The sequence below is a fragment of the Rhodoferax sp. GW821-FHT02C08 genome (assembly GCF_059421805.1).
In genome coordinates this window covers 41,332-63,111 of record NZ_JBWKVR010000011.1, presented here as the reverse complement: position 1 = coordinate 63,111, position 21,780 = coordinate 41,332, and the positions used below count along the sequence as shown (strand labels likewise).

The window sequence follows — 21,780 nt, the reverse complement described above, 5'->3', positions numbered from 1 at the left end:
GCCTGATTGGCTTGGGCAATACGCAATTTAAAACGAAAGAAATCGATATGGAAAAAAAACAACTAGGCATTGCCACCAAGCTGGCACTGAGCTTCGGCACTGTTGTGGCGTTGCTCATCGCAACCATCGTGCTGGCGCTGACCAATATGGCGACGATGAACGATAAAACGAGAGACATCACCGACGACCGTTATCCCAAGATCGATGTGGCAGGCAACATCCAGGTGGCTCTGCTCGACATCGGGCGCTCTACGCGCAACCTGTTGCTCGTCAGTTCCGAGGATGAAATAGAACAGAACAAGGCCAAGATCCAGAAATTGCGTAGTGTCGCCAACGACGGCATGGCCCAGCTCGACAAGACTATCAACACGCCCAAGGGGCGCGAGCTGTTCAATGCGATGCGCAAGCCCTATGAAGAAACAGCACCCAAGTACGACCAGTACTATGCCCTGCTCAAGGCTGACAAGGCCAAGGCCACGGAATTTATGTTGAAGGAGATGTCGGTCAGCAACACCGCTGTCGTGGACGCGCTGGACGCGTTCCAGAGCCTCGTCGGTGAGCAAATGAAGGCGTCCGGCGCGCAGGCCGCGGAAAGCTACCGCTCCGCACGCACTTGGATGCTGGGGGCCGGTATTGGCGCCGTGCTGATCGCGATGGCGCTAGCTGTCCTGATCACCCGTGGCCTGGTCAAACAGCTCGGGGGTGAGCCAGCCTACGCGGCGGACGTGGTATCGAAGATTGCCGGCGGCGACATGACGGTGGTGGTGAAGACCCGTACCAATGACACGAGCAGCATGTTGTTCGCCATCCAAACAATGGTAAGCAAGCTCTCGCAAGTCATAGGCGAAGTCAACGCAGCAGCCAGCAGCATTGCTTCGGCCAGCGAACAAGTCTCAACCACGGCGCAGAGCATGAGCCAGGCCACCAGTGAACAAGCAGCGAGTGTGGAGGAAACCAGTTCTTCCATCGAACAGATGAGCGCCAGCATCAACCAAAACACCGACAACGCCAAGGTCACAGATGGCATGGCTTCGCAAGCGGCCAAACAGGCGGTGGAGGGTGGAGCAGCCGTGAAAGACACCGTGGCAGCGATGAAGAGCATCGCGGGCAAGATCGGCATCATCGATGATATCGCCTACCAGACCAACCTCTTGGCACTGAATGCCGCAATCGAGGCGGCACGGGCGGGTGAACATGGCAAAGGCTTTGCTGTGGTGGCCGCCGAAGTACGCAAGCTGGCCGAGCGCAGCCAGGTGGCGGCGCAGGAAATCAGCGAACTGGCCAGCGGCAGCGTGGACAAGGCTGAGAGCGCTGGCAAGCTGCTCGACGCCATCGTGCCCGCGATTGGCAAGACATCCGAGCTGGTGCAGGAGATAGCCGCGGCATCCAGCGAGCAATCCACGGGCGTGGGCCAGATCAACACCGCCATGGAACAACTCAACCAGATCACCCAGCAGAACGCCAGCAGCAGTGAAGAGCTGGCGGCCACAGCGGAAGAGATGAGCGGCCAGGCGGCACAGCTGCAGGAAGCGATGGGCTTCTTCAAGGTAGACGCGGGTTATACACCTGCCGAGATCGGCAGGCCCCAGACTTCCGCTAGTTTCAAAGCCGCACCACCCTTGTTGAGGATCAACAAAGCTGTCGCAAAAAAAGCGGTAAACAACGAAGCCAGCTTCGTCCGCTTCTAAGGAGATTGACATGAGTGCCATGATCTCAGCACAACAAAAAACGCCTGCCGTGCTGAGTGCCACCATCGGGCACAGCCAGCCCGACCAGCACCAGTACCTGACCTTCATGCTTGGTGGCGAGACCTACGCCATGGGCATCCTGGCCATCAAGGAAATCATCGAGTTCGGCAGTGTCACCGAAGTGCCGCGCATGCCCAGCTTCATCCGCGGGGTCATCAACTTGCGTGGTGCGGTGGTGCCGGTGATTGATCTCAGCGCACGCTTTGGCAAAGGCACCACTACCGTCACGCGGCGCACCTGCATCGTGATCGTGGAAGTGGCCGGCGGCAATGGCGCCCAGCACGACACCCAGGTGGTGGGCGTGATGGTAGACGCAGTCAATGCCGTGCTGGAGATACCGGCTGCCGAGATTGAGCCCCCGCCATCCTTTGGAACCCATCTCCGTGCGGATTTTATGACCGGGATGGGCAAGGTGAACGGCAAGTTCGTGATCATCCTCAACATCCACCATGTGCTGTCGGTGGATGAGATGGCCGCGCTGGCCGGGGTGGGGAGCGGCGGCGTGGTTGGGGTTTGATGCTATTTCATGCGGCTTCAAGTAGGTTGCATATAGGTTCTGGGCTTGAATGAGCGATCGCGGATCTGATGGAGTGAATCGCGACGCCAAGCCATTCTTATCCTGCCATTCACCCTTTCAGGGAGGGCATATTGGAGCAACAGAGGAAAAATGGTATTGACGAAGGAATACTCAAGGGCATCGCCCGGTAGCAGCACTGGTTCGTTGGCAGGCGCTGTAGCATTGCTCGACCGGGAATTCGCACAGTTCAGCGAGCTGATTTACCGCATCGCAGGCATTAGCATGGCTCCGGCCAAGAAATCGCTGGTTTCCAGCCGTCTGGCCAAGCGGCTCAAGCATTGCCGTCTAGACAACTATGGCGACTATTTCCGTCTGATCACTTCACTCCAAGGCAAAGACGAATTGCAAATAGCGGTGGACATGCTGACTACCAACGAGACGCATTTTTTCCGCGAACCCAAACATTTTGATTTTCTGCGCCAGCGCATTGTTCCTTTTCGGCGCTTGGGTACGCCTTTTCGCGCATGGAGTGCAGCCTGTTCTAGCGGCGAGGAGCCCTACAGCATTGCCATGGTGCTGGACGAGTTGCTGGGCAATCAACCATGGGAGGTGTTGGCTTCGGATATCAGCACGCGCATTGTGGACAAGGCGCGTAACGGCTTGTTCCCGCTGGAGCGCTTGCCGGAAATTCCCAAGCAGTATCTGCGCCGCCATTGCCTCAAAGGCATCGGTGAGTTTGATGGCACCTTGCTGATTGACAAAGCTTTGCGCGAACGGGTGCGCTTTATGCTGCACAACCTGATGGAAGCACCGCCGAGGCTGGGTGAGTTCGATGTGATCTTTTTGCGCAATGTAATGATCTATTTTGACCAGGGAACCAAGCAGAAAGTGGTGTCGCATTTGTTGCCATTGCTGCGTCCCGGCGGGTATTTTCTGATCGGACATTCAGAGAGCCTGAACGGCGTGACCAATGTCATGAAATCGATTGCGCCGGCTATTTACCAAAAGTCGGACTGATGCGTAAACCGGCGCATACAGTTGAGATATTCCTGCAGCCTGGTGAGGTGTATTTTGGCGTGCGCGACACACGTATACGTACGCTGTTGGGTTCTTGTGTCTCCATCGTAATGTGGCATCCCGGCATGCTGACGGGTGGCATGTGCCATTACATGCTGCCAAGTGCACCGTCTGGCAGGCGTGCAACCCTGGATGGGCGTTACGCCGACGAAGCGTTGGAGTTGATGCTGCTGGAGATCCGCAATGCCTGTACTTCACCGGCGGAATATCAGGTCAAGCTATTCGGTGGCGGGCATATGTTTTCCGGGAATCAAAGTATCCGAGTGGACCACGTAGGGGCCAGGAATGTCGAGATGGCGCGCGTCTTGATGAAGCGACATGGTTTTTCAGCCCAGGCCGAGCATCTTGGCGGCACAGGGCATCGTACGGTTATGCTGGATATCTGGAGCGGCCATGTCTGGGTGCGGCACCAGCCGCCAGGCCCTTTCAAAGACAAAAATGAAACGCTATGCACAAAGTGAAGGTGTTGATCGTCGATGATTCCGCTGTAGTGCGTCAAGTGTTGACTGCCAAGCTACAGGAGGATCCGGGTATCGAGGTGATTGGTGCGGCATCCGATCCGGTATTTGCAATGGATCGCATGCGTGCACAGTGGCCCGACGTGATCGTGCTGGATGTGGAAATGCCGCGGATGGATGGCATTACCTTTTTAAAGAAACTGATGGCAGAACATCCAACGCCAGTGGTGATCTGTTCTACGTTGACTGAAAAAGGCGCGGAAACCACGGTGCAGGCGCTGGCGGCTGGGGCCGTCAGTATTGTCACTAAACCAAAGCTGGGCCTCAAACAGTTTTTGCAAGACAACTCTGATGATTTGATCAGTGCGGTCAAGACGGCGGCGCGCGCCAATGTGCGGCGACTGATGCCCGCTGGAACCGCTGTTATTCCTCAACCCAAGCTCTCGGCGGACGTGATTTTGTCAGCGTCGACCCACGCGATGGTTCAGACGACCGATCGTGTCGTGGCCATCGGGACCTCCACGGGCGGAACGCAAGCTCTTGAAGCAGTGTTAACTGCGCTGCCCCAAATGTGTCCGGGTATCGTCGTCGTGCAACATATGCCGGAAAAATTCACGGAAGCTTTTGCCAATCGCCTTAATGGTTTGTGCAAGATGGAGGTGCGTGAGGCGAAGAGTGGAGATAGGGTTATGCCCGGACGGGTGCTGATTGCCCCGGGAGGTCGGCATATGCTGTTGAAGCGGAGTGGAGCGCAGTATCGCGTCGACGTCATGCTAGGGCCGCTGGTGAGCCGCCACCGACCATCTGTGGATGTACTGTTTCGCTCCGTGGCCAAGTGCGCTGGACGGAATGCGCTGGGCATCATCATGACTGGCATGGGTGACGACGGCGCGCGCGGGCTGAAGGAACTGCGCGGCATGGGCGCACGTACGTTGGCGCAGGACGAGGAAAGTTGCGTGGTGTACGGTATGCCCAAGGAGGCTGTAAAACTAGGCGCGGTGGATCGGGTGCTGCCGTTGGGAGAAATTCATATGGAGATTCTCCGGGCTATGCAGGGCACCGTCTGATGCGAACTTTACTTGCCCCCTTGTTTGGTCGGATTGAATTACCAGGAAAGCGGTTGTTATCTGGGATCTATACATTGAATTCAATTCTGCCCCTGCAGGTCATTGAAGGCCCCGTTTGGCACTGTGGGGCGTCGCGGGATGGGCCGCTTTACGGTGCTACTGCCGCCGGTGCGAATTTGACTAGTAAAGAGGTTAGAAATTGGAGAACACCCAAGGCTCCTGGCATTGAGACTCTTTCCCGGGGAAGGCGGACAGCGTGTCCTGATCAACTAGGTGTGGGTGATTGCGGGTAAGGGAATTCTTATATTCATTCGGGTGATTCCTAGGGATAAATCGGAATCATCTGATGGTTTGAATTGTAAAAACGAAGCATCATATTGTATCAAATTGTGAGTTTAGAGTTTTTGGATTCCAATATTCGTTCAAGCATTTTTGATGAATAATTTTGTGTGTCATAAATTGCACGATATTTTGATTGACTGAATGTGATTTGATGGATCAATTTACTTCTGATGTTTTTTGTTGACTGCGACGCAGTATTGATGCATTAATGAATGGTGATCTTTTATTTAATGTAGTGCGCATGAAATATATATTGCCTTTCCGGCATTTGATTTGCTTCTACAAAAAATGAAATTGGGTAATTTTGAAAGTATTGACCGAATTTCACTCGGTCGGCGTATTAAGGCGATATCTCGTTATTACAAGGGGGCCTTGATCTTGGTTATGGTAGTTGCATTGGTTATTTATGCAACCATGCAGTTTGTTCTTGAGCGTCACTCTGTTCAGCAAAGTGTCAGTTTTCTTACAAGCAATCAGTTCATTAAGTTTCAACAGCTGGCCAATACCACGCGTGCATTGATGCGTGCTTCTGCAGATAAAGCTATCCCAGTCAATGTGCTTGACCGGTTGATCGATGAGATGAACCATGAAATCACAGAAATTAAGGATATTAATGCCCAATTACTTCTTCTACGTGGTCGTCTTGGCGATGATGCCGCACCAAGCGATCTTGATCTTCGGTTGCAAGGTTTCCTTGAGCGGGCAGAAAAATTAGGAAAAATTGACAATGTCAGCCGGGGTCGTCGTTACTCCTTTTGGGGGCCAATAGATTTTGCCGCCGCATCGGACGGTTTCATCATGCGTGGTTTCCAGGAGGCCATTCGGCAATCTTTTGCGAAGAGCGAGGCGAGCATCACGATGGCAAAGCGGATCAGTGCTTTATTGGTTTTGTCGCTTCTTCTTGGTTTACTCATTGTGGGCATATTTATTCTTGGCCCGTTGCTTAAGAAGCTGCGTATTGAATATGAAAAAAAGAAGGTTTTCGAACAGAAATTGTCGATTCTTGCCCATAGGGACGGCTTGACCGATCTTCCCAATCGAATGGCATTCAATCGAATATTGGATCGACTTATTGCGGCTCACAGTTCAAAGGACCAATCTTCAGAAAACGGCTCGTTCGTACTTTTTCTGATTGATTTGGACCATTTCAAAGCAGTCAACGACACCTTCGGTCATCAAGCTGGCGATGGGTTATTGATTGAGACTGCGAAGCGAATCACATTAGTCATTGGGACCGATTCCATCGCGGCGAGATTGGGTGGCGATGAATTTGCTATTTTGGTTCCGAATCTTTCAGATAGCAATGAAGCTGAAAAAATTGCTACACGGATACGTGGAAGCTTGTCTCAACTTTGCATTGTTGATGGACATGCTCTCAATGTATCGAGCAGTATCGGTGGCGCTATTTTTCCAGATCACGGCAGTAATGCAAAAGAGATTATACGATGCGCTGATTTGGCGCTGTATTCCGCAAAAACGATGCGCAACAATCAAGTAATCTTTAACGAGGCGATGATGGCAGATCGACTTGCTGAAAGTCAGCTTCGTACAGCCCTGTTTAATGCGGTCGAAAACGATGAATTCCTTGTTTATTATCAGCCAAAAATAGATGTTCGAAGTGGCCGCCATGTCGCATTTGAGGCACTTGTACGGTGGCGTCACCCTGATCTCGGCATTTTATCGCCGGGGCGTTTCTTGCATCTCTTCAATACGGCGGCATCGATTTCTTCAATGACTGAGTGCGTTATTAATAAAGTGGCTTACGACATACGAGTTTGGCGGGATGCGGGTCTGTCCCCAGGGAGTGTAGCGATCAATATGCCCGAAGCTATCTTGATTTCTGAAGTTGGCTACGATATGTTTGCGAATGCGATTAAGCTGTATGCGATTGAATGGAGTGATTTTTCGATCGAAATTACCGAGGATGTATATATGAATAAATATACGGAGCAGATATTTGCAACCGTCATAAAACTGCGTGAACAGGGGGTGTCGATTGCGCTCGATGATTTCGGAACTGGTTTCGCATCTTTGACGAATCTCAGGAATTTTCCGTTTGATGATGTAAAAATTGATCGTAGCTTTATTTCTGATATTGGTGTTGATAATAAATCGGAGCAAATTATTAAGGCCATGATTGATCTTGTTGAAAATCTGGGGAAAAACTGTGTTGCTGAAGGCGTGGAAACGGAAGAACAACTTATGTTTTTACAGCAAGCTGGTTGCGGTATGGTGCAAGGCTACTTCTTTGCACAACCTCAACCGTTCGAGATGGCTACATCGCGTCTAGTCGCTAGCAGTGGCGCTCAATTTGAATCTTTGGTGGTTGTTTGATTTAATGGGTATTATTATTATGATAATACGTGGATGTTACTCGCCTATAAAGCGTTTGGGCTTGGCATCGTCAATATTTTTTCTTTCACTGGCGCATGCTGAATTTCCATCGCCTTTAGAAGGAGCGAAAGGTGCATTTCAGCCGACCGTGGAGGTGATGCATTTTTGGGTTTCAAAAAGTGAGAGTAAAGCCCTTGACGTCTATCGCCAAGCATGGAGGGGCCGTGGCGGCAAATGGGATGATTTGCCAAGTAAGGACAAGCAGACCGAGTTGAAGATAGTCACGGATAGGATTGCCAGTGGCTATCCTCCTACTGTCATGCAGTGGCATGCCAATGAAGGCAGTCAGGAGTTACCTTCGATGGGGGTTATCCAAGATATAGAAGAGGTCGCCTCTGCCGATCATTGGCGGGATTTTCTGCCTAGAAATGTGATCAATCGAATATCCTATAAAGGGCACATATATTTTGCACCAGCAAATATTCATGCGGAAAACTGGCTTTGGACTAATAAAAAGATATTTGATAAACTGAAACTGTCGCCGCCGACAAGTTGGGATGGAATTTTTGACAGTGCCATTAAAATCAAGGCCGCAGGCTATACACCCATTGCACTTGGATCAGGCACATGGGAAATCTCTCTTATTTTTAATGACATTGTCTATTCCGTCTATGGACCGGAGGGTTATGCGCGTCTGATGAGCGCAGCCGACCCACATGCTGCAATGAAACCAGAGATGTTAAAGGCGCTTGGTATTTTGCGGCGCCTCAGCGCTTTTGTCGAGACCGGCCGAATTGGCAAGACTTGGGCCGATGCAGCACTTTCCGTTGGTCGGGGTCGGGCAGGTATGCAGTTCATGGGCGATTATGCAAAGGGCGAACTGACGGGTGCCGGACTTGTAGCCGACAAGGATTACCGATGCACTTTAGCGCCGGGGACCGAATCGGTATATTTCGTCGTGATCGACGCTTTTGCCTTTCCGACCACAAACAATGAGCATGATCGCCGCTCCCAACTGCTCTTCGCGCGCCAGATCATGGATATCGATAATCAGCTCGCCTTCAATCGCATTAAAGGATCGATTCCAGTTCGAACTGACGTTCAGAGCAAAAATCTTGATGCATGCGGGAAAGTTGGTCTGGATTTGATTTCGCGTCAGCGTAGTCAAGTTTCCGCTCAGTCGATGATCATGCCTTCGCAGATGTCGCAAGGATGGATCGATATCGTTGCCGACTATTTCAACGATCCCAAGATCTCGGCTGTGCATGCGCAGCATCAGTTGGCGGATGTTTTATCGCAAAAATGAATAAACTAATACCAGCCTCGTCGCCAAAGTCAGTGCCACCGTGACCGAGAAGCTGGGATTCGTCAAATACGTCAAGGATCTGATGGATGAAATCGGTGCAGCCAGCTCGGAGCAAAGTACCGGTGTGTCGCCGGTTGGCCGTTTCAATGTCTAGGCGGACGAATTGGTTAGCACGGTCATTGCGCTGCAAATTCCAGGCTGGTACCAACATCATCATCCACCCTCGGTGCGAACTATGCCATCCTCGCGAAGAACACATCTCCTTGGTGCATTTGGGGCAATATCCGAATTGAGCGTTCTGATCGGCGACCATGCCAAAGGAAGTACAGGTGGTGTGCCATTTTTGGACTTTTTCAGCATTACCCTGAAGAACTTCATTGAAGGTGATAACCTATTGCGGAATACCAAATGTGAAGTTTAAAGGGAGCAGCCGGTTTCGTTTTTATTCAGCAGAAAGGAACGAGCGTATTACGCACTTTTACTATGGAATTTGAACTCCGGAGGGCGCTGGCGCTCAATGAACTAAGGGTTTACTTCCAGCCTCGGGTCAATTTGGCGGGCGGTGACATTTGTGGTGCCGAAGCACTGATACGATGGCAGCACCCTGAGCGGGGCTTAGTTCCTCCATCGGAATTCATTCCCATGGCTGAGAAAACGGGTCTGATCTTGCCGCTTGGTGAATGGGTGGTCCAGAACGTCTGTAGGCAGCAACGTGTTTGGCTGGATCGTGGCCTATCTGTGCCGCCGGTGGCAGTCAACCTGTCGGCGCTTCAGTTTCGCCAGAAGAATTTGGTCCAATTTATCCGCCAGGAACTTGCGGCCAACCAACTGGATGCCAAGTACCTAGAAATAGAAATCACTGAATCCACGTTGATGGACAGTGTTGATGAGGCCGCAGCTACGTTGCAAGAGCTAAGGACGACTGGTATCAAGATATCGTTGGATGATTTCGGCACCGGCCATTCTTCACTTAGTCGACTGCGGCGTTTGCCTATCGATCACTTGAAGATAGATCAATCCTTTGTGCGCAACCTGACCACCGAGCCTGAAGATGCAGCTATATGCTTGGCGATCATTGGTCTCGCCCACAACTTGCGTATGTCGGTGATCGCCGAAGGCGTGGAAACCGAAGGGCAGGCGAATTACCTGCGTCAACACCATTGTGACGAGATGCAGGGCTATTACTTCAGTCGACCTTTACCAGCGGACGACTTCGAAGAACTGCTGGTACTGAGGAGGACCCTGATCCTCCCGCCCCAGCCCACTCATGAACGTCGGACATTGCTTTTGGTGGATGATGAAGCGAATGTGCTGTCTGCGCTCAAACGCGTGTTGCGTTTGGATGGCTACGATATCATCACAGCTAGTAGTGCACGGGAAGGCTTGGAACTTCTATCGATCCATCCGGTGCAAGTGATTGTCTCGGACCAGCGCATGCCGGAAATGAGTGGCTCTGAGTTTCTTTCGCGAGTCCGCGATCTCCATCCTCATACCGTTCGTTTAGTTCTTTCCGGTTACGCCGATCTGCGCAGTGTCTCAGAGGCAATCAACCGCGGTGCTATCTACAAATTTCTTACCAAACCCTGGGATGAGGGGATGCTACGCTCAGATTTACGCGAGGCCTTTCTGCACTTTGAATCGGGACACCGCAAAAGATAAGGGTGTACTAGGGACTCAACGGTAAAATTTTTCCAGGAATGAGCCCTTGTCGTTATTGGCCAACGTACAAAAATTGCCCCAACGGCCTGGGTGCAGTGACTCAACAAACGCTTTGCAAGAGCTATCGCGTTTAACTTTTGTCGTTTGTGTCGGTGAGGGGGGGAATAGGCAACAGAACCTCCCCCTGCGGGCCCCACTCCACCCGGGTAATGCCGGGCTCTATGGCTTCCAAGCGCTTTTTTTCTATTTCAACAGAGCTCAATTCGTTAAATTGCTGCCGTCCTACGTCGGCCAGCTCCCGCTCGTAGCGCTGCTGCCCGGCTCTCTCCAATGCTTGTCGAACATGGTCGATAAAGTCTTTTTCAACCCAGGGCTTGACCAGGTAGCGGAATATTTCAACGTCATTGACCACCTGCATAAGGCTGTCGAAATCGGACGAGGCACTCAGAATCATACGTACCGCATGGGGTTGGATATACCGCACCAAAGCCAGAAACTCTGAGCCATTCATCAAGGGCATTCGGAAGTCGGAAATTACGACATCAAAAGGAGACTCCTTCAATTTGGCCAAGGCCAATTCGGGATCCACTGTAGTTTCGACCCGTAACTCCGCACCAAAACCCACCCGCAACATGCGCTTAAGCGCAGATAGCACATGCTCTTCGTCGTCCAGCAGCAAAATCCGTTGTTGCATCAGGGCCTCCAGGACGATTTTTTGATAGGTAGCAGCATATGCACTCCGTCACGACTTTCACGCAAGCGCAGCCGCCGAATCAACTCTACGGAGAAAACATGGTCAGCCGCTATAAGCACGCCCCCTTCGCTGGAAAGTAGATCCTGCGCGAGCACCATGCCTGGCCGCAGATTCTCTGTAGATGTCATCACCGGCGGAGCCTCATCTACGGACGAGGCTTTGAGCAGCACCTGCAAAAACACATCCACCACTTCGGGATGGAACTGTGTGCCCCGCCCACGGGAAATCATGGCCCGGGCATCCTGCGCGGCCAAGTTGCCTGTACTTAGATGACCATGCAACAAGTCGTCATAGGTATCCGTCACGGCCAAGATACGTGCCCCCAACGGGATAGCATCACCTGCAATACCGTCAGGGTAGCCTTGTCCATCATGTCGTTCGTGGTGTGCACGAATCAGGGTCGCCACACCATGCATATCGTCCATGGCCATTAAGGCCTGCTCACCCAGCACAGGATGCTTGCGGTAAAGCGCCAACTCATCCACGGTCAACCGCGCCACGGGTCGCGCCAGTATGCTGTCGGACAGGCCGATCTGCCCAATGTCGTGCACCAAGCAGGCAATAAATAGATCTTGCTGCTCGGTTTCGCCCATACCCATGGCGCGCCCAGTACGTCGCGCCAAGTCTGCCACCCGTCGCGCATGTCCAGATAATTGTCCGCCCCGCCACTCCATGACGTTGGAAAATACCTTGATTGAGGTCAGATAGTTTTTTTTCAACTTCTGGGTCAATAGTGACAGCTCGCTGGTGCGCGCTATTACTTTTTCTTCCAAGGTCGCATTGAGCTCGGTGAGCTCCTTGTTCTTGTCCTGGAGCAAGGATTCCAGTCGACGCTTTTCACGCTCAAGTGTTTGGCGTTCAAATACTTGTCGGGCTGTTGTAAGAACTTCGACATCATCCCAAGGTTTGGTGATGTAGCGATACACCTCGCCACTATTGATTGCCGCAATAGTGGACTTGATGTCTGAATAGCCCGTAAGAAGTACCCGTATGGTCAGCGGCCATCGCTCACGCACCTGCGCCAGGAATTGGGCTCCATCCATATTTGGCATTCGCATGTCGGAGAAAACCAGGTCTACAGGCGACTGCGCGAGTAGCTCTAGCGCCTCGGCACCACTGGTTGCCGTAATAACGCTGTAACCACTACCGCGAAATAGTCGGCGTAATGCGGCCACAATATTCGGCTCATCATCCACACACAGAATTCGCCATGCAGGCAAGTCTGCCGCGGCAGAACTCTCGTCCGCCACACTCGTAGGCTGATTACTTACCGATTCGAGTGCAGTATTCACAGCTCAGCCTCTCGTGGATGAACTATCGGAAGGGTTACTTTGAACCGGGTTCCCACACCTATCTCGCTAGAAACATCGATATGGCCAAAATGTTTTTTCACAATGCCATAAGAAAGAGACAAGCCCAAGCCAGTTCCCTTGCCGACCGGTTTGGTGGTAAAGAATGGATCAAAAATCCGACCCAGATTTTCCTTGGAAATGCCGCCACCATTGTCCTGAACTTCTACCCACACATTGTCGCCTTCTTGTCCCGTGCGGATTGTGATGGTGCCCCGTTCAACTTGAATAGAATGCGCAGCATTTACTAGCAAATTCATAAACACTTGGTTGAGCTCGGACGGCAGGCATTCAATATCTGGAATTTCACCAAATTCTTTGAGCACATCAGCCTTGTATTTGATCTCATTGTTTACGATGTTCAAGGTCGAAACAATGCCATGATGCAGGTCCGCCTGGACCCATTCCTGCGTGGTGTCTACACGCGAAAAGTCCTTCAAATTTTGCACAATATTGCGTACTCGTGTGATGCCGTCCTTAGACTCATTCATCAGCGACGGAATGTCTTCTTTCAGAAAGTCTAGTTCAACCTTCTCGCGCAAAGCCTTCAGTTGCCCTCCCAGCGGCGTACCCGCCAATGCCGGTTCGGCTTGCTCATAGGCCGACAGCATCTGGAAGAGATCGTCAAGATAACGCTCCAGTGTTCCGAAGTTAGAAAAAATGAAGCCAATCGGATTGTTGATTTCATGGGCCACACCGGCAGCCAACTGGCCAATCGATGCTAACTTCTCGGATTGCATCAGTTTGTCCTGAGCGTCTGACAGTCGAGCATTGACCTGCTTCAACTCTTCATTTGCACGCAGTAGCTCCTTAACCTGGTCTCCCGTCAAATTTTCGCTCACATCAGATAGCGCCCCCACATCTCCCACAGCGGGAGCCAAAGAATGGCTATTTGTAGTCAAGATGCGTCTCCTAGGTTAAGAGAATCTGGCACATAGACTCATATTGCGCCTCTGTAGCTCGGAACACTTGGGTATAGGCACTCTCATCCAATGCCAAGCGAGACCACGCAGCCATGGACAGCGGCGGCACCATATCCTCCCTGTAGTGCGACAAGTCCAACGCGTGAACAATGTTGTCAGCCACATGCAGCACATCGACCAGGCTTTTTTTCGGCTGAGGCAAAGGATTGTGGTGGTTCGCTATCGCATCTGCAATTGAGGGGGCGAAATTCCAATGCTCAGCTACCACTTTTCCAACCTGTGTATGGTCCGTCCCCCATACAAACTGTTCGGCTTGTTGACTGGAGCAATCTTGCTCACGCCGGTATGCCATGGCTGCGGCATAGTCCCTGCTGTGTCGTGTGGCCAAGACCAAGCGGCCAATATCATGGAGCAGACCTAGGGTGAAAGCAGTATCTTCGTCTAGACCTGAGACCTGCGCCAAAGCACGAGCGCACAAAGCGGTGCCAATTGAATGCCGCCAGAAGGAAGCAAGGTCAAAATTGGAATCTGCCTGTCGTTGCAACTTATCCACTAGACCTGCCGCAATTGCAATGCTGCGCAGTGTACGCATACCCAAAATGGGGGTTGCTTCTGCAATCGAAGTTACTTGACGCGACAAACCATAAAACGAAGAATTTGCTAAGCGCAACGTCTTGGATGTCAAGGCTTGGTCGTGCGAGATCTTTAGTGCCAATTGCTCCATGTTGACATGCGGATCGTTCATGCACTGGATTAGCTCCATTACGATAGCAGGCAGCGCAGGTAAACCACGCGCGCTAAGCAAAATATCCTCGGTCGATAAAGTGTTCACGGCATACTCTCCTGCCGGTATGCAGATACCAATTTAAGCAGCGGGTTGATTTCACCAGACTGATGTACATACCTGAACAGGTACTGCAGGCGCTGTTCCATAGCCACTTGGCGTTCGCCCCGGACGGCTTCGGATTCCGGCTCAACAGGCGCCAACACAGACACGGCGACCACTCCACGATCACGCAAACCAGCTACCAGAGCGGATGTTAATACGGCTCCAGCAGGCAGCAAAACTTGCTGCTGAGCATCCAGCACCGGCTCTGCCAGAACCGCAGCTTCTGGCACATCTATTAAAGGGATGGTATTTTTTTGCATCGCTAGTGCACTGATAACTGAGCGTCGACTGATGTCAATACTAGAAGCTTGCCTCGTGATTGACCAGCCCCACCAATCAACCGGCATACAACTCCGTAGGTCTTCTCAAACAGGTGCAGTTGGTGGTAGCTGCCGTCTCCCTCACGCCAAACTTGCAGCAGCTCGGGTGAGAAAACCTCTTCCGCATCACAACCCAGCAACAGTGCGCCACTGCCAAACAGTTTTTCAGCATCGGCGTTGACGAAAGCCACCATTCCCGAAAGATCCAGGCCGATGACAGCCGTGGGAATAGAGTCCAACACCTCGCGTGCCACGACCAGGCTGTTTGATTCCCGGCTGATCTGCGCCTGTTGAGCCTCTAGCAGCTTTTGCAAACGCTCATTCACCGCACTCAGCTCCTGGTTCGCTACGATCACCGCGCTGCCCAGACGGCGATTCTCATCCGCCATTTCCTTATGCGAAAAGGCTTCTGCAATGTGGCCGCGCAAGCGTTCGTCGTCCCAGGGCTTAGTCAGGAACTTATAAATGGCACCCTCATTGATAGCGTCCGTGATGGACTGCAATTCGGTATAACCTGACAACACCATGCGCACGGTATCGGGATACAGCTCCTTGGCACGGCGCAAGAATTCCACACCTGTCATCCCAGGCATACGCTGGTCGGATACGATTACATCCACCGAATGCTCGGCCAATCGTTGCAAACCCTGGGCGCCACTGTTGGCTGTCACGATATGGTAGCCATCACGACGCAGCAGCCGCTTGAGTGCGGCAACAATATTGTCCTCATCGTCCACTAGCAGCAAGGTGCGCTGGTGCGTGCGTCGTAGTAAAAGGTGTTCGGGCAGTTGCCGACCTTGCCGCAGTATTTCACTCATCGCATTGGCCGATATAGATGCGCTGAAATAGTGTCCCTGCATTTGATCGCAGTGGTTTGCTATCAACAGGGCAAGCTGCCCTTCGGTCTCCACGCCTTCGGCCAACACTTTCATTTGCAAGCTGTGGGCCATGTTGATAATGGCTCGGGTAATGGAGACATCTTGTGAAGCGGCGGTGACATCGTGTACAAAAGAACGGTCCACCTTGACCACATTGATGGGAAGGGTGCGCAAGTAGCTCAGATTGGAGTAACCGGTGCCAAAATCCTCCAGGGATATTTCAATACCCAGGGCGTTCAGCTCGCTCAGGACACGTGTCACGTGCACGCGCTCACCGACCAATACTGCTTCAGTGATCTCTAGGCCCAAATAGCGGGGCTCAAGTCCGGTTTCTGTCAATATGGCTTGTATACGCCGTACGATATCGGGCTGCAGCAGTTGCCTTGCAGACAGATTCATCGCCACCCTCCCTAACGTTAGCCCTAGGCGCTGCCAGTCCAAAGTCTGCTCGCACAATGTGCGCAGCACCCATTCCCCAATGGGCACGATCAATCCGGTCTCTTCCGCAACATCCAGAAATGCAGAGCGGGCACCCGACGGTAGTTCGGGTGCATTCCATTGCAACAAGGCTTCAGCCCCTATGACCGCACCGCTCGAAAGATCCAATTTGGGCTGGTAATACAGCTCAAACTCCTGGCGCTCCAGCGCGCGCCGTAGACCGGACTCCAACGCCAGCCGTGTCACCGCTTTTGACTGCATATCCTCACTAAAGACACCAATCTCGTTTTTGCCTTTGGCCTCAGCATGGTAGGTCGCGGCTTGCATGTGGTTCAACAGTTCTTCAGGCTCCCGGCCATGCATGGGAAACAACGCAATTCCCATGGCGCAATTCACCCTGATTTCGTTGTCTGCTACCACCAAAGGCATAGCTAATGCGTCCATCAGGTTCGCAGCAAGCTGCACCGCCATGTTTTCATCTACTGCGCCATCACGCGCCTTGAGAACAGCAAATTCGCCGCTGCCAAAATGTGCCAGTTCATCGCCAGCCTCGATGTTTTCTTGCAGTCGCATCGCCACGGCGGCCAGCAAAAGATTTCCACCCGCCTTACCCAGAGATTCGCTCACCAATTTCAATTGACCGATCTGGATGCCAAGTACGGCAATCTGGGCCTCTTTTCTGTCGGCTTCATGCAGCACCGTTTCCAGACGCTGGCTGAAGGCATTGCGGTTATGCAGGCCCGTTATCTCATCGGTATTGGCCATCGCATCCAGGCGTTGCTCAGCGGCGCGTTGTACGGTAATGTCCTGCAATATGGTGACCGATCGCACGGTCCGCCCCTGAATATCGGCCTCGGCGACACCACGGTGCAGTACGGTGCGCAAGCTCCCGTCAGCATGCACAATGCGGTGCTGAAATTCACAAATTTCACCAGGAGAAACTCCTTCGCTGATGGCCTGTACATATGGGCGGTCCGCTGCCGGTACCCGCGAAAACAGCCAATCTCTTGTCACGATGGCCTCGTTGGGCGTTTCACCGAAAATATTGAACATTCCAGAGGACAGCGTCATAGCCCCCGTGGCTAGGTCCATTTCAGCTGAGCCAATGCGGGCCACTTCTTCCACATTGCTTAGCAGCTGCGCCCTGGACTCTGCAATACGGGAAGTGCGCTTGATATCGCTGACATCGTGCAAGGTCACGAGATTAGCTGCCCCGCCAGGCAACTCAATCCGTATACCCCGGACCTGGGCCGAAAAACGAGCCCCATCTTTACGCAGGCATTCGATCTCGTAAAAGTCGCCGCCACCTCCCACCATCCTCGCCTGCGAACGCATACGCACCGCGTCACGGTACTCTGGCGCTGTCAGCAATATAGGATCCATTCCGTCAAGCATTTCTTCCAACGGGTAGCCAAACAGTTGGGTCAGATTTGGATTCGCATAGATGAAGCGATCATGCTGTACGACAAACACGGCAGCCTGCACGTGATCCATCAAGAGCCGATAGGTATCGGTGGATAGATTGGCCAACATTGCGTGCTGATCCAGAGGCTCCACAGAGGGGACAGGTATTGCGCTGTTCATACGATACTTAGTACCGCTTGCACGCCGGGCCTGGATAGTGCTTGGTCGTCGCGCACAAAAAAGGGGGGGGACGCAAGCATGTTGTGCATTGGAACATCCATATGTCTTTGGCCTCCTGCAGCGTGTCGAACGCACTACCGTCCGTCCCAGCCGCTCGAAACACTTTACACCCAGAATCTAACTCTGTGGGCAAACCATATCAACTTTGCCACGAACTTAGAGCCGTTAAGACAGTTGCTGAACGCCGAGGGAAACAAGGCTGCATGAGTAAGGATGCTTCACTCCAAGCGGATGGGCAACTGACCCAATGCAACCACGCGTGATATCGGGTTTCGTGCAAACTGTCGTGGTTTGCACCAAGGGGAAACCCTCATTCCCCTATATGTGGATGCCACCAAGAGCCTACTTGCCTGCATAGTGCAACCTTTGTAAGAGCAACCGACCGCCTGCATGGGGCGTTCCGTGTCGTTCTGCATCGTGCACAAGAAGGTCTAGATGCCACTTCGCTCTACTTTGTCGGACCGAGATGGGATGACAAATGAAAGCAACTTCCAAGAGGACTTCATACTGCCATGGCCCAAGAAAAAGAAAATCCTCTAAACCAAACCCTGCTGAACATGGCCGGACGCATTGCACAGCTGGGTGGTTGGACTGTTGATCTGCCGGACAACCGCATTAGTTGGTCGGACGAGATGTGCGCGATCCATGACTTGCCTCCAGGCACGGCTCCTGAGCTTGAGCAGGTTTTCGGTTTTTATGCTCCACAATCGCAAGCCGCTGCCCGTAATGCCTTTGACACATGTGTTCAGCAGGGCACGTCTTTTGACTTGGAATTGGAAGTGCTCACGGCCAAAGGCCGGCACATATGGGTTCGCGGTATGGGCGAAGCTGCGCGGGACGCTGCCGGCTTGATTGTCCGTATCCAAGGGGCATGCCAAGACGTGACGGAGCGCAAGCAGACCGAGGAGAAGCTCATTTACGAGCGAGACTTGTTGTGGATGCTGTTGAACAGCTCTCCAGATCACATTTATTTCAAGGACATCCAATCGCGTTTTATCAAGTGCAGCACGGCTCAGGCCCACCAATTTGGTGGAAGGTCTGTAGATGAGCTGGTAGGCAAGACGGATTTCGATATCTTTTCCGAAGAGCATGCTCGCCCTGCGTATGAAGATGAACAGGAAATCATCCGGACCGGTCAACCCATCATCAACAAGGTGGAGCGGGAAACTTGGCAGGATGGCCGACCGGATACCTGGGCGCTGACCACCAAAATGCCGTTGCGTAATAAAGATGGTGTGATTATTGGTACGTTTGGTATTACCAAGGATATTTCGGCTATCAAGCAAGCAGAAGCGGAGTTGGCTTACCAGCGGGATTTACTCGCGACACTTATGGAAAACCTGCCGGATTCGATATTCTTTAAAGACCTGCAATCACGCTTCGTTCAGCTCAGCCGTTCTGAGATCAGCAGCCTTATGCAAACGGCAATAAACCGATTTCGTGCTGCGTTACCGGCGGGTGCGGACGACACCTTACCTCCGCATTTGCAGAGTGTCGATGCGTTCAAGGAGTATGTCATAGGTAAAACAGATGCTGATATTTACGGCATCGAGCATGCGGCAGAGTTCGCAAAAGATGAGCAGGAGGTGCTGCGCACGGGGCAGCCTATGATCGAAAAGAGCGAAATCGTCGCAGTCAATGCGGATGGACAGGCTGACTGGCATCTCTCGACAAAGTGCCCCTGGCGTGACAGAGATGGACGCCTCATTGGCACATTTGGTACCTCTAAAAACATCTCCAAATTGAAAGAGGCGGAGAGAACGATCGAAGACGTGCACAAAAAGCTGGTCGACGCCTCGCGTTTGGCAGGCATGGCCGAGATTGCTACCAACGTGCTACACAACGTGGGCAACATTCTTAATAGTGTCAATGTCTCCACGGATATGCTCAGCGCGCAGTTGAGGAACTCAAAACTCAAAGGCCTGACGCGTGCTGTGGGCCTGATGGATGAACATGCTGATGCACTGAGTGAATTTTTGACGAAAGACGCAAGGGGTAAGTTGTTACCGATTTACCTGCGTGAATTGGCCCAGGCATTGGACTTGGAACATAGGGCCATGGCAGAAGAACTTGTCCTGCTGGCCAAGAGTGTTGACCATATCAAGGAAATCGTCGCGACTCAGCAGTCCCACGCTAGTGCCCCGCGCGTGGTTGAATCGGTACGCTGGAATGAATTGGTGGAGGATGCGCTGCGCATGAATGTCAGCTCCCTAGTGCGCCATAAAGTGCAGATCGTCAAAGACTTTGATGCACTGCCCGCTCTCTCGCTGGATCGACATCGCGTATTGCAGATTTTGGTGAACCTGATCGGCAATTCCAAGCAGGCCCTGGATGGTCTGGGGCTAGCCAATCCCACTATCGCGCTGGGCGCCCGCCTTGTCATTTCGGAACAGGGGAGGGCGCTGCGCATCACCGTGGCCGACAATGGCGAAGGCATTGCGCCAGAAAATATGACGCGCATCTTCGCGCATGGTTTCACTACCCGAAAAACCGGGCACGGCTTCGGTCTGCACAGCTGTGTAATAGCGGCGCAGGAAATGGGCGGAAGCTTGTCTGCGCATAGTAGTGGAACTGGGCAAGGAGCTACGTTTACCCTCGATATTCCTATAGACACCCAAGAGGGATAGCAATGAACCAACTACCTAATCGGCGTATTTTGCTGATTGACGATATGCCCGCCATCCACGAGGATTTTCGCAAGGTGCTCGCGCCCCAGGTGTCGGAGCGTGTCGAGCTCGGTGCGGTCGAGAGGGCTTTGTTTGGCGATGCTGATCAGCCCGCCGTTGATGCATTCTTACTTGATTCGGCCTACCAGGGACGAGAAGGGCTGACCAAGGTACAAGCTTCATTGCATGACTCAAGGCCTTACGCGATGGCCTTTGTCGATATGCGTATGCCGCCTGGCTGGGATGGCGTGCAAACTATCGAGCACCTGTGGAGGGAAGATCCGCGATTGCAGATCGTGATCTGCACAGCATATGCAGATGCCTCCTGGGATGAGGTGCTGGCCCGGCTGGATGCGCGCGATCGGCTGTTGATTCTAAAGAAACCGTTCGATGCGATTGAAGTTTACCAGTTAGCATCTTCATTGACTGCCAAGTGGCAGATGGCACAAGACTCATTCGAACAGTTTACGCAGCTGGAGGAGGCTGTGCGTGAACGCACCAAGGAGTTAAGTGCTAGCAACGAAGCATTGCAACTAGAGATAGAGGAACGCAAGCATCTGCAAGGTCAGCTGGTGCAATCAGAAAAACTTGCCTCCATCGGTCAGCTTGCAGCTGGTGTGGCACATGAGATCAATAACCCGATTGGCTATATCTTTTCGAACTTCAGCACACTGGAGGGATATTTGACCCAGCTTTTCCAGATGCTGGATGCATTTGAAAATGCCGAAGGCAGCATAGTTGCTCCTGAGGTTGCAATTAGGTTACGCAAGCTGCGTGAAGAAATTGAGTTGGATTTTTTAAAAGAGGATATTCCCGTGCTGATGCGCGAATCGCAACAAGGCATTATGCGGGTGCGCCAGATCGTGCAAGATCTGAAGGACTTTTCGCGCGTGGATTCGACGCAGGAATGGGAATGGGCCAATCTGCACCATGGTATTGAATCCACCTTAAATGTGGTGGCCAGCGAAGTCAAATACAAGGCTGATGTGGTCAAGGAATATGGAGATATCCCTGACGTCGAATGCTTGGCTTCGCAGATTAACCAGGTGGTGATGAATCTGGTAGTCAATGCAGCACATGCCATGGGTGATGCGCGCGGGCGCATTACGATACGTACAGGCTCCGCGGGAGAGGATGTGTGGCTGGAGGTTGCCGACAATGGTGCAGGTATTCCTCCAGACACGCTCAAACGCATTTTTGAACCCTTCTTCACTACGAAGCCGGTGGGCAAGGGTACCGGACTGGGACTGTCGTTGTCATATGGCATTGTGCAAAAACACCAGGGGCGCATTGAAGTGGAAAGCACCATAGGGCAAGGCACGACGTTTCGCGTCACGCTGCCCATTCGCCGGCCAATGCCGCACGATGTAGCACCGACAGTCAATATATAAATGGCGACTCTAATCGGCGT

The 21,780-nt window shown here is 52.5% G+C and carries 16 protein-coding genes; 10 read left to right on the top strand and 6 right to left on the bottom strand.

The genetic code is table 11. The features are described from left to right. Positions 1 to 47 precede the first annotated feature (47 nt). From AC07VY_RS14885 to AC07VY_RS14850, 8 genes are all read left to right on the top strand, one after another. On the top strand, positions 48 to 1,688 hold the full coding sequence (locus tag AC07VY_RS14885) for a methyl-accepting chemotaxis protein (RefSeq protein ID WP_495097797.1): 1,641 nt from the start codon (positions 48 to 50) through the stop codon (positions 1,686 to 1,688). 10 nt (positions 1,689 to 1,698) lie between these two features. Continuing rightward, positions 1,699 to 2,265 carry a chemotaxis protein CheW gene (locus AC07VY_RS14880; protein ID WP_495097796.1) on the top strand — a complete coding sequence of 189 codons (567 nt, stop codon included), beginning with the start codon at positions 1,699 to 1,701 and terminating at the stop codon, positions 2,263 to 2,265. A 156-nt stretch (positions 2,266 to 2,421) separates the two neighbouring features. Then, entirely contained in the window at positions 2,422 to 3,282 is an 861-nt protein-coding gene (locus AC07VY_RS14875) for a CheR family methyltransferase (protein ID WP_495097795.1), read from the top strand. Continuing rightward, complete coding sequence (locus AC07VY_RS14870) at positions 3,282 to 3,803, top strand: chemotaxis protein CheD (RefSeq protein WP_495097794.1); 522 nt, start codon at positions 3,282 to 3,284, stop codon at positions 3,801 to 3,803. Before AC07VY_RS14875 ends, AC07VY_RS14870 begins: the two co-directional genes overlap by 1 nt. Continuing rightward, positions 3,791 to 4,867: a protein-glutamate methylesterase/protein-glutamine glutaminase gene (locus AC07VY_RS14865; protein ID WP_495097793.1), complete on the top strand. Its 1,077-nt coding sequence runs from the start codon at positions 3,791 to 3,793 to the stop codon at positions 4,865 to 4,867. The genes AC07VY_RS14870 and AC07VY_RS14865 overlap by 13 nt, the downstream gene beginning before the upstream one ends. A 630-nt stretch (positions 4,868 to 5,497) precedes the next feature. After that, positions 5,498 to 7,543, top strand: a complete 2,046-nt coding sequence (locus tag AC07VY_RS14860; protein WP_495097792.1) for a putative bifunctional diguanylate cyclase/phosphodiesterase — start codon at positions 5,498 to 5,500, stop codon at positions 7,541 to 7,543. Further along, the gene (locus AC07VY_RS14855) at positions 7,509 to 8,849 is read left to right on the top strand and encodes an ABC transporter substrate-binding protein (RefSeq protein ID WP_495097791.1); all 1,341 of its coding nucleotides are present in this window, start codon (positions 7,509 to 7,511) and stop codon (positions 8,847 to 8,849) included. The genes AC07VY_RS14860 and AC07VY_RS14855 overlap by 35 nt, the downstream gene beginning before the upstream one ends. A 483-nt stretch (positions 8,850 to 9,332) precedes the next feature. Further along, a complete protein-coding gene (locus tag AC07VY_RS14850) occupies positions 9,333 to 10,508 on the top strand; it encodes an EAL domain-containing protein (protein WP_495097790.1) in 1,176 nt (391 codons plus the stop codon). A 130-nt stretch (positions 10,509 to 10,638) separates the two neighbouring features. Here AC07VY_RS14850 and AC07VY_RS14845 read toward each other — a convergent pair whose 3' ends face one another. The 6 genes from AC07VY_RS14845 to AC07VY_RS14820 are packed head-to-tail and all read right to left on the bottom strand — an operon-like array spanning position 10,639 to position 17,643. Further along, the gene (locus tag AC07VY_RS14845; RefSeq protein WP_495097789.1) at positions 10,639 to 11,202 is read right to left on the bottom strand and encodes a response regulator; all 564 of its coding nucleotides are present in this window, start codon (positions 11,200 to 11,202) and stop codon (positions 10,639 to 10,641) included. Then, positions 11,202 to 12,554 (bottom strand): response regulator c-di-GMP phosphodiesterase, NosR family, encoded by a 1,353-nt coding sequence (gene nosR / locus AC07VY_RS14840; RefSeq protein WP_495097788.1) that lies wholly within the window; start codon positions 12,552 to 12,554, stop codon positions 11,202 to 11,204. The genes AC07VY_RS14845 and nosR overlap by 1 nt, the downstream gene beginning before the upstream one ends. After that, on the bottom strand, positions 12,551 to 13,513 hold the full coding sequence (locus AC07VY_RS14835) for an ATP-binding protein (protein WP_495097787.1): 963 nt from the start codon (positions 13,511 to 13,513) through the stop codon (positions 12,551 to 12,553). The genes nosR and AC07VY_RS14835 overlap by 4 nt, the downstream gene beginning before the upstream one ends. Positions 13,514 to 13,523: 10 nt before the next feature. Beyond that, a complete protein-coding gene (locus AC07VY_RS14830; RefSeq protein ID WP_495097786.1) occupies positions 13,524 to 14,366 on the bottom strand; it encodes an HDOD domain-containing protein in 843 nt (280 codons plus the stop codon). Then, positions 14,363 to 14,683 carry a hypothetical protein gene (locus tag AC07VY_RS14825; protein WP_495097785.1) on the bottom strand — a complete coding sequence of 107 codons (321 nt, stop codon included), beginning with the start codon at positions 14,681 to 14,683 and terminating at the stop codon, positions 14,363 to 14,365. The genes AC07VY_RS14830 and AC07VY_RS14825 overlap by 4 nt, the downstream gene beginning before the upstream one ends. Positions 14,684 to 14,685: 2 nt before the next feature. Continuing rightward, positions 14,686 to 17,643, bottom strand: a complete 2,958-nt coding sequence (locus tag AC07VY_RS14820; RefSeq protein ID WP_495097784.1) for an EAL domain-containing protein — start codon at positions 17,641 to 17,643, stop codon at positions 14,686 to 14,688. A 572-nt stretch (positions 17,644 to 18,215) separates the two neighbouring features. On the opposite strand from AC07VY_RS14820, the gene AC07VY_RS14815 reads away from it, so the two are divergent. Together AC07VY_RS14815 and AC07VY_RS14810 are read left to right on the top strand one after the other, a co-directional pair. Further along, entirely contained in the window at positions 18,216 to 20,330 is a 2,115-nt protein-coding gene (locus AC07VY_RS14815; RefSeq protein WP_495097783.1) for a PAS domain-containing protein, read from the top strand. Between the two features lie 2 nt (positions 20,331 to 20,332). Continuing rightward, positions 20,333 to 21,760, top strand: a complete 1,428-nt coding sequence (locus tag AC07VY_RS14810) for an ATP-binding protein (protein WP_495097782.1) — start codon at positions 20,333 to 20,335, stop codon at positions 21,758 to 21,760. Positions 21,761 to 21,780 lie beyond the last annotated feature (20 nt).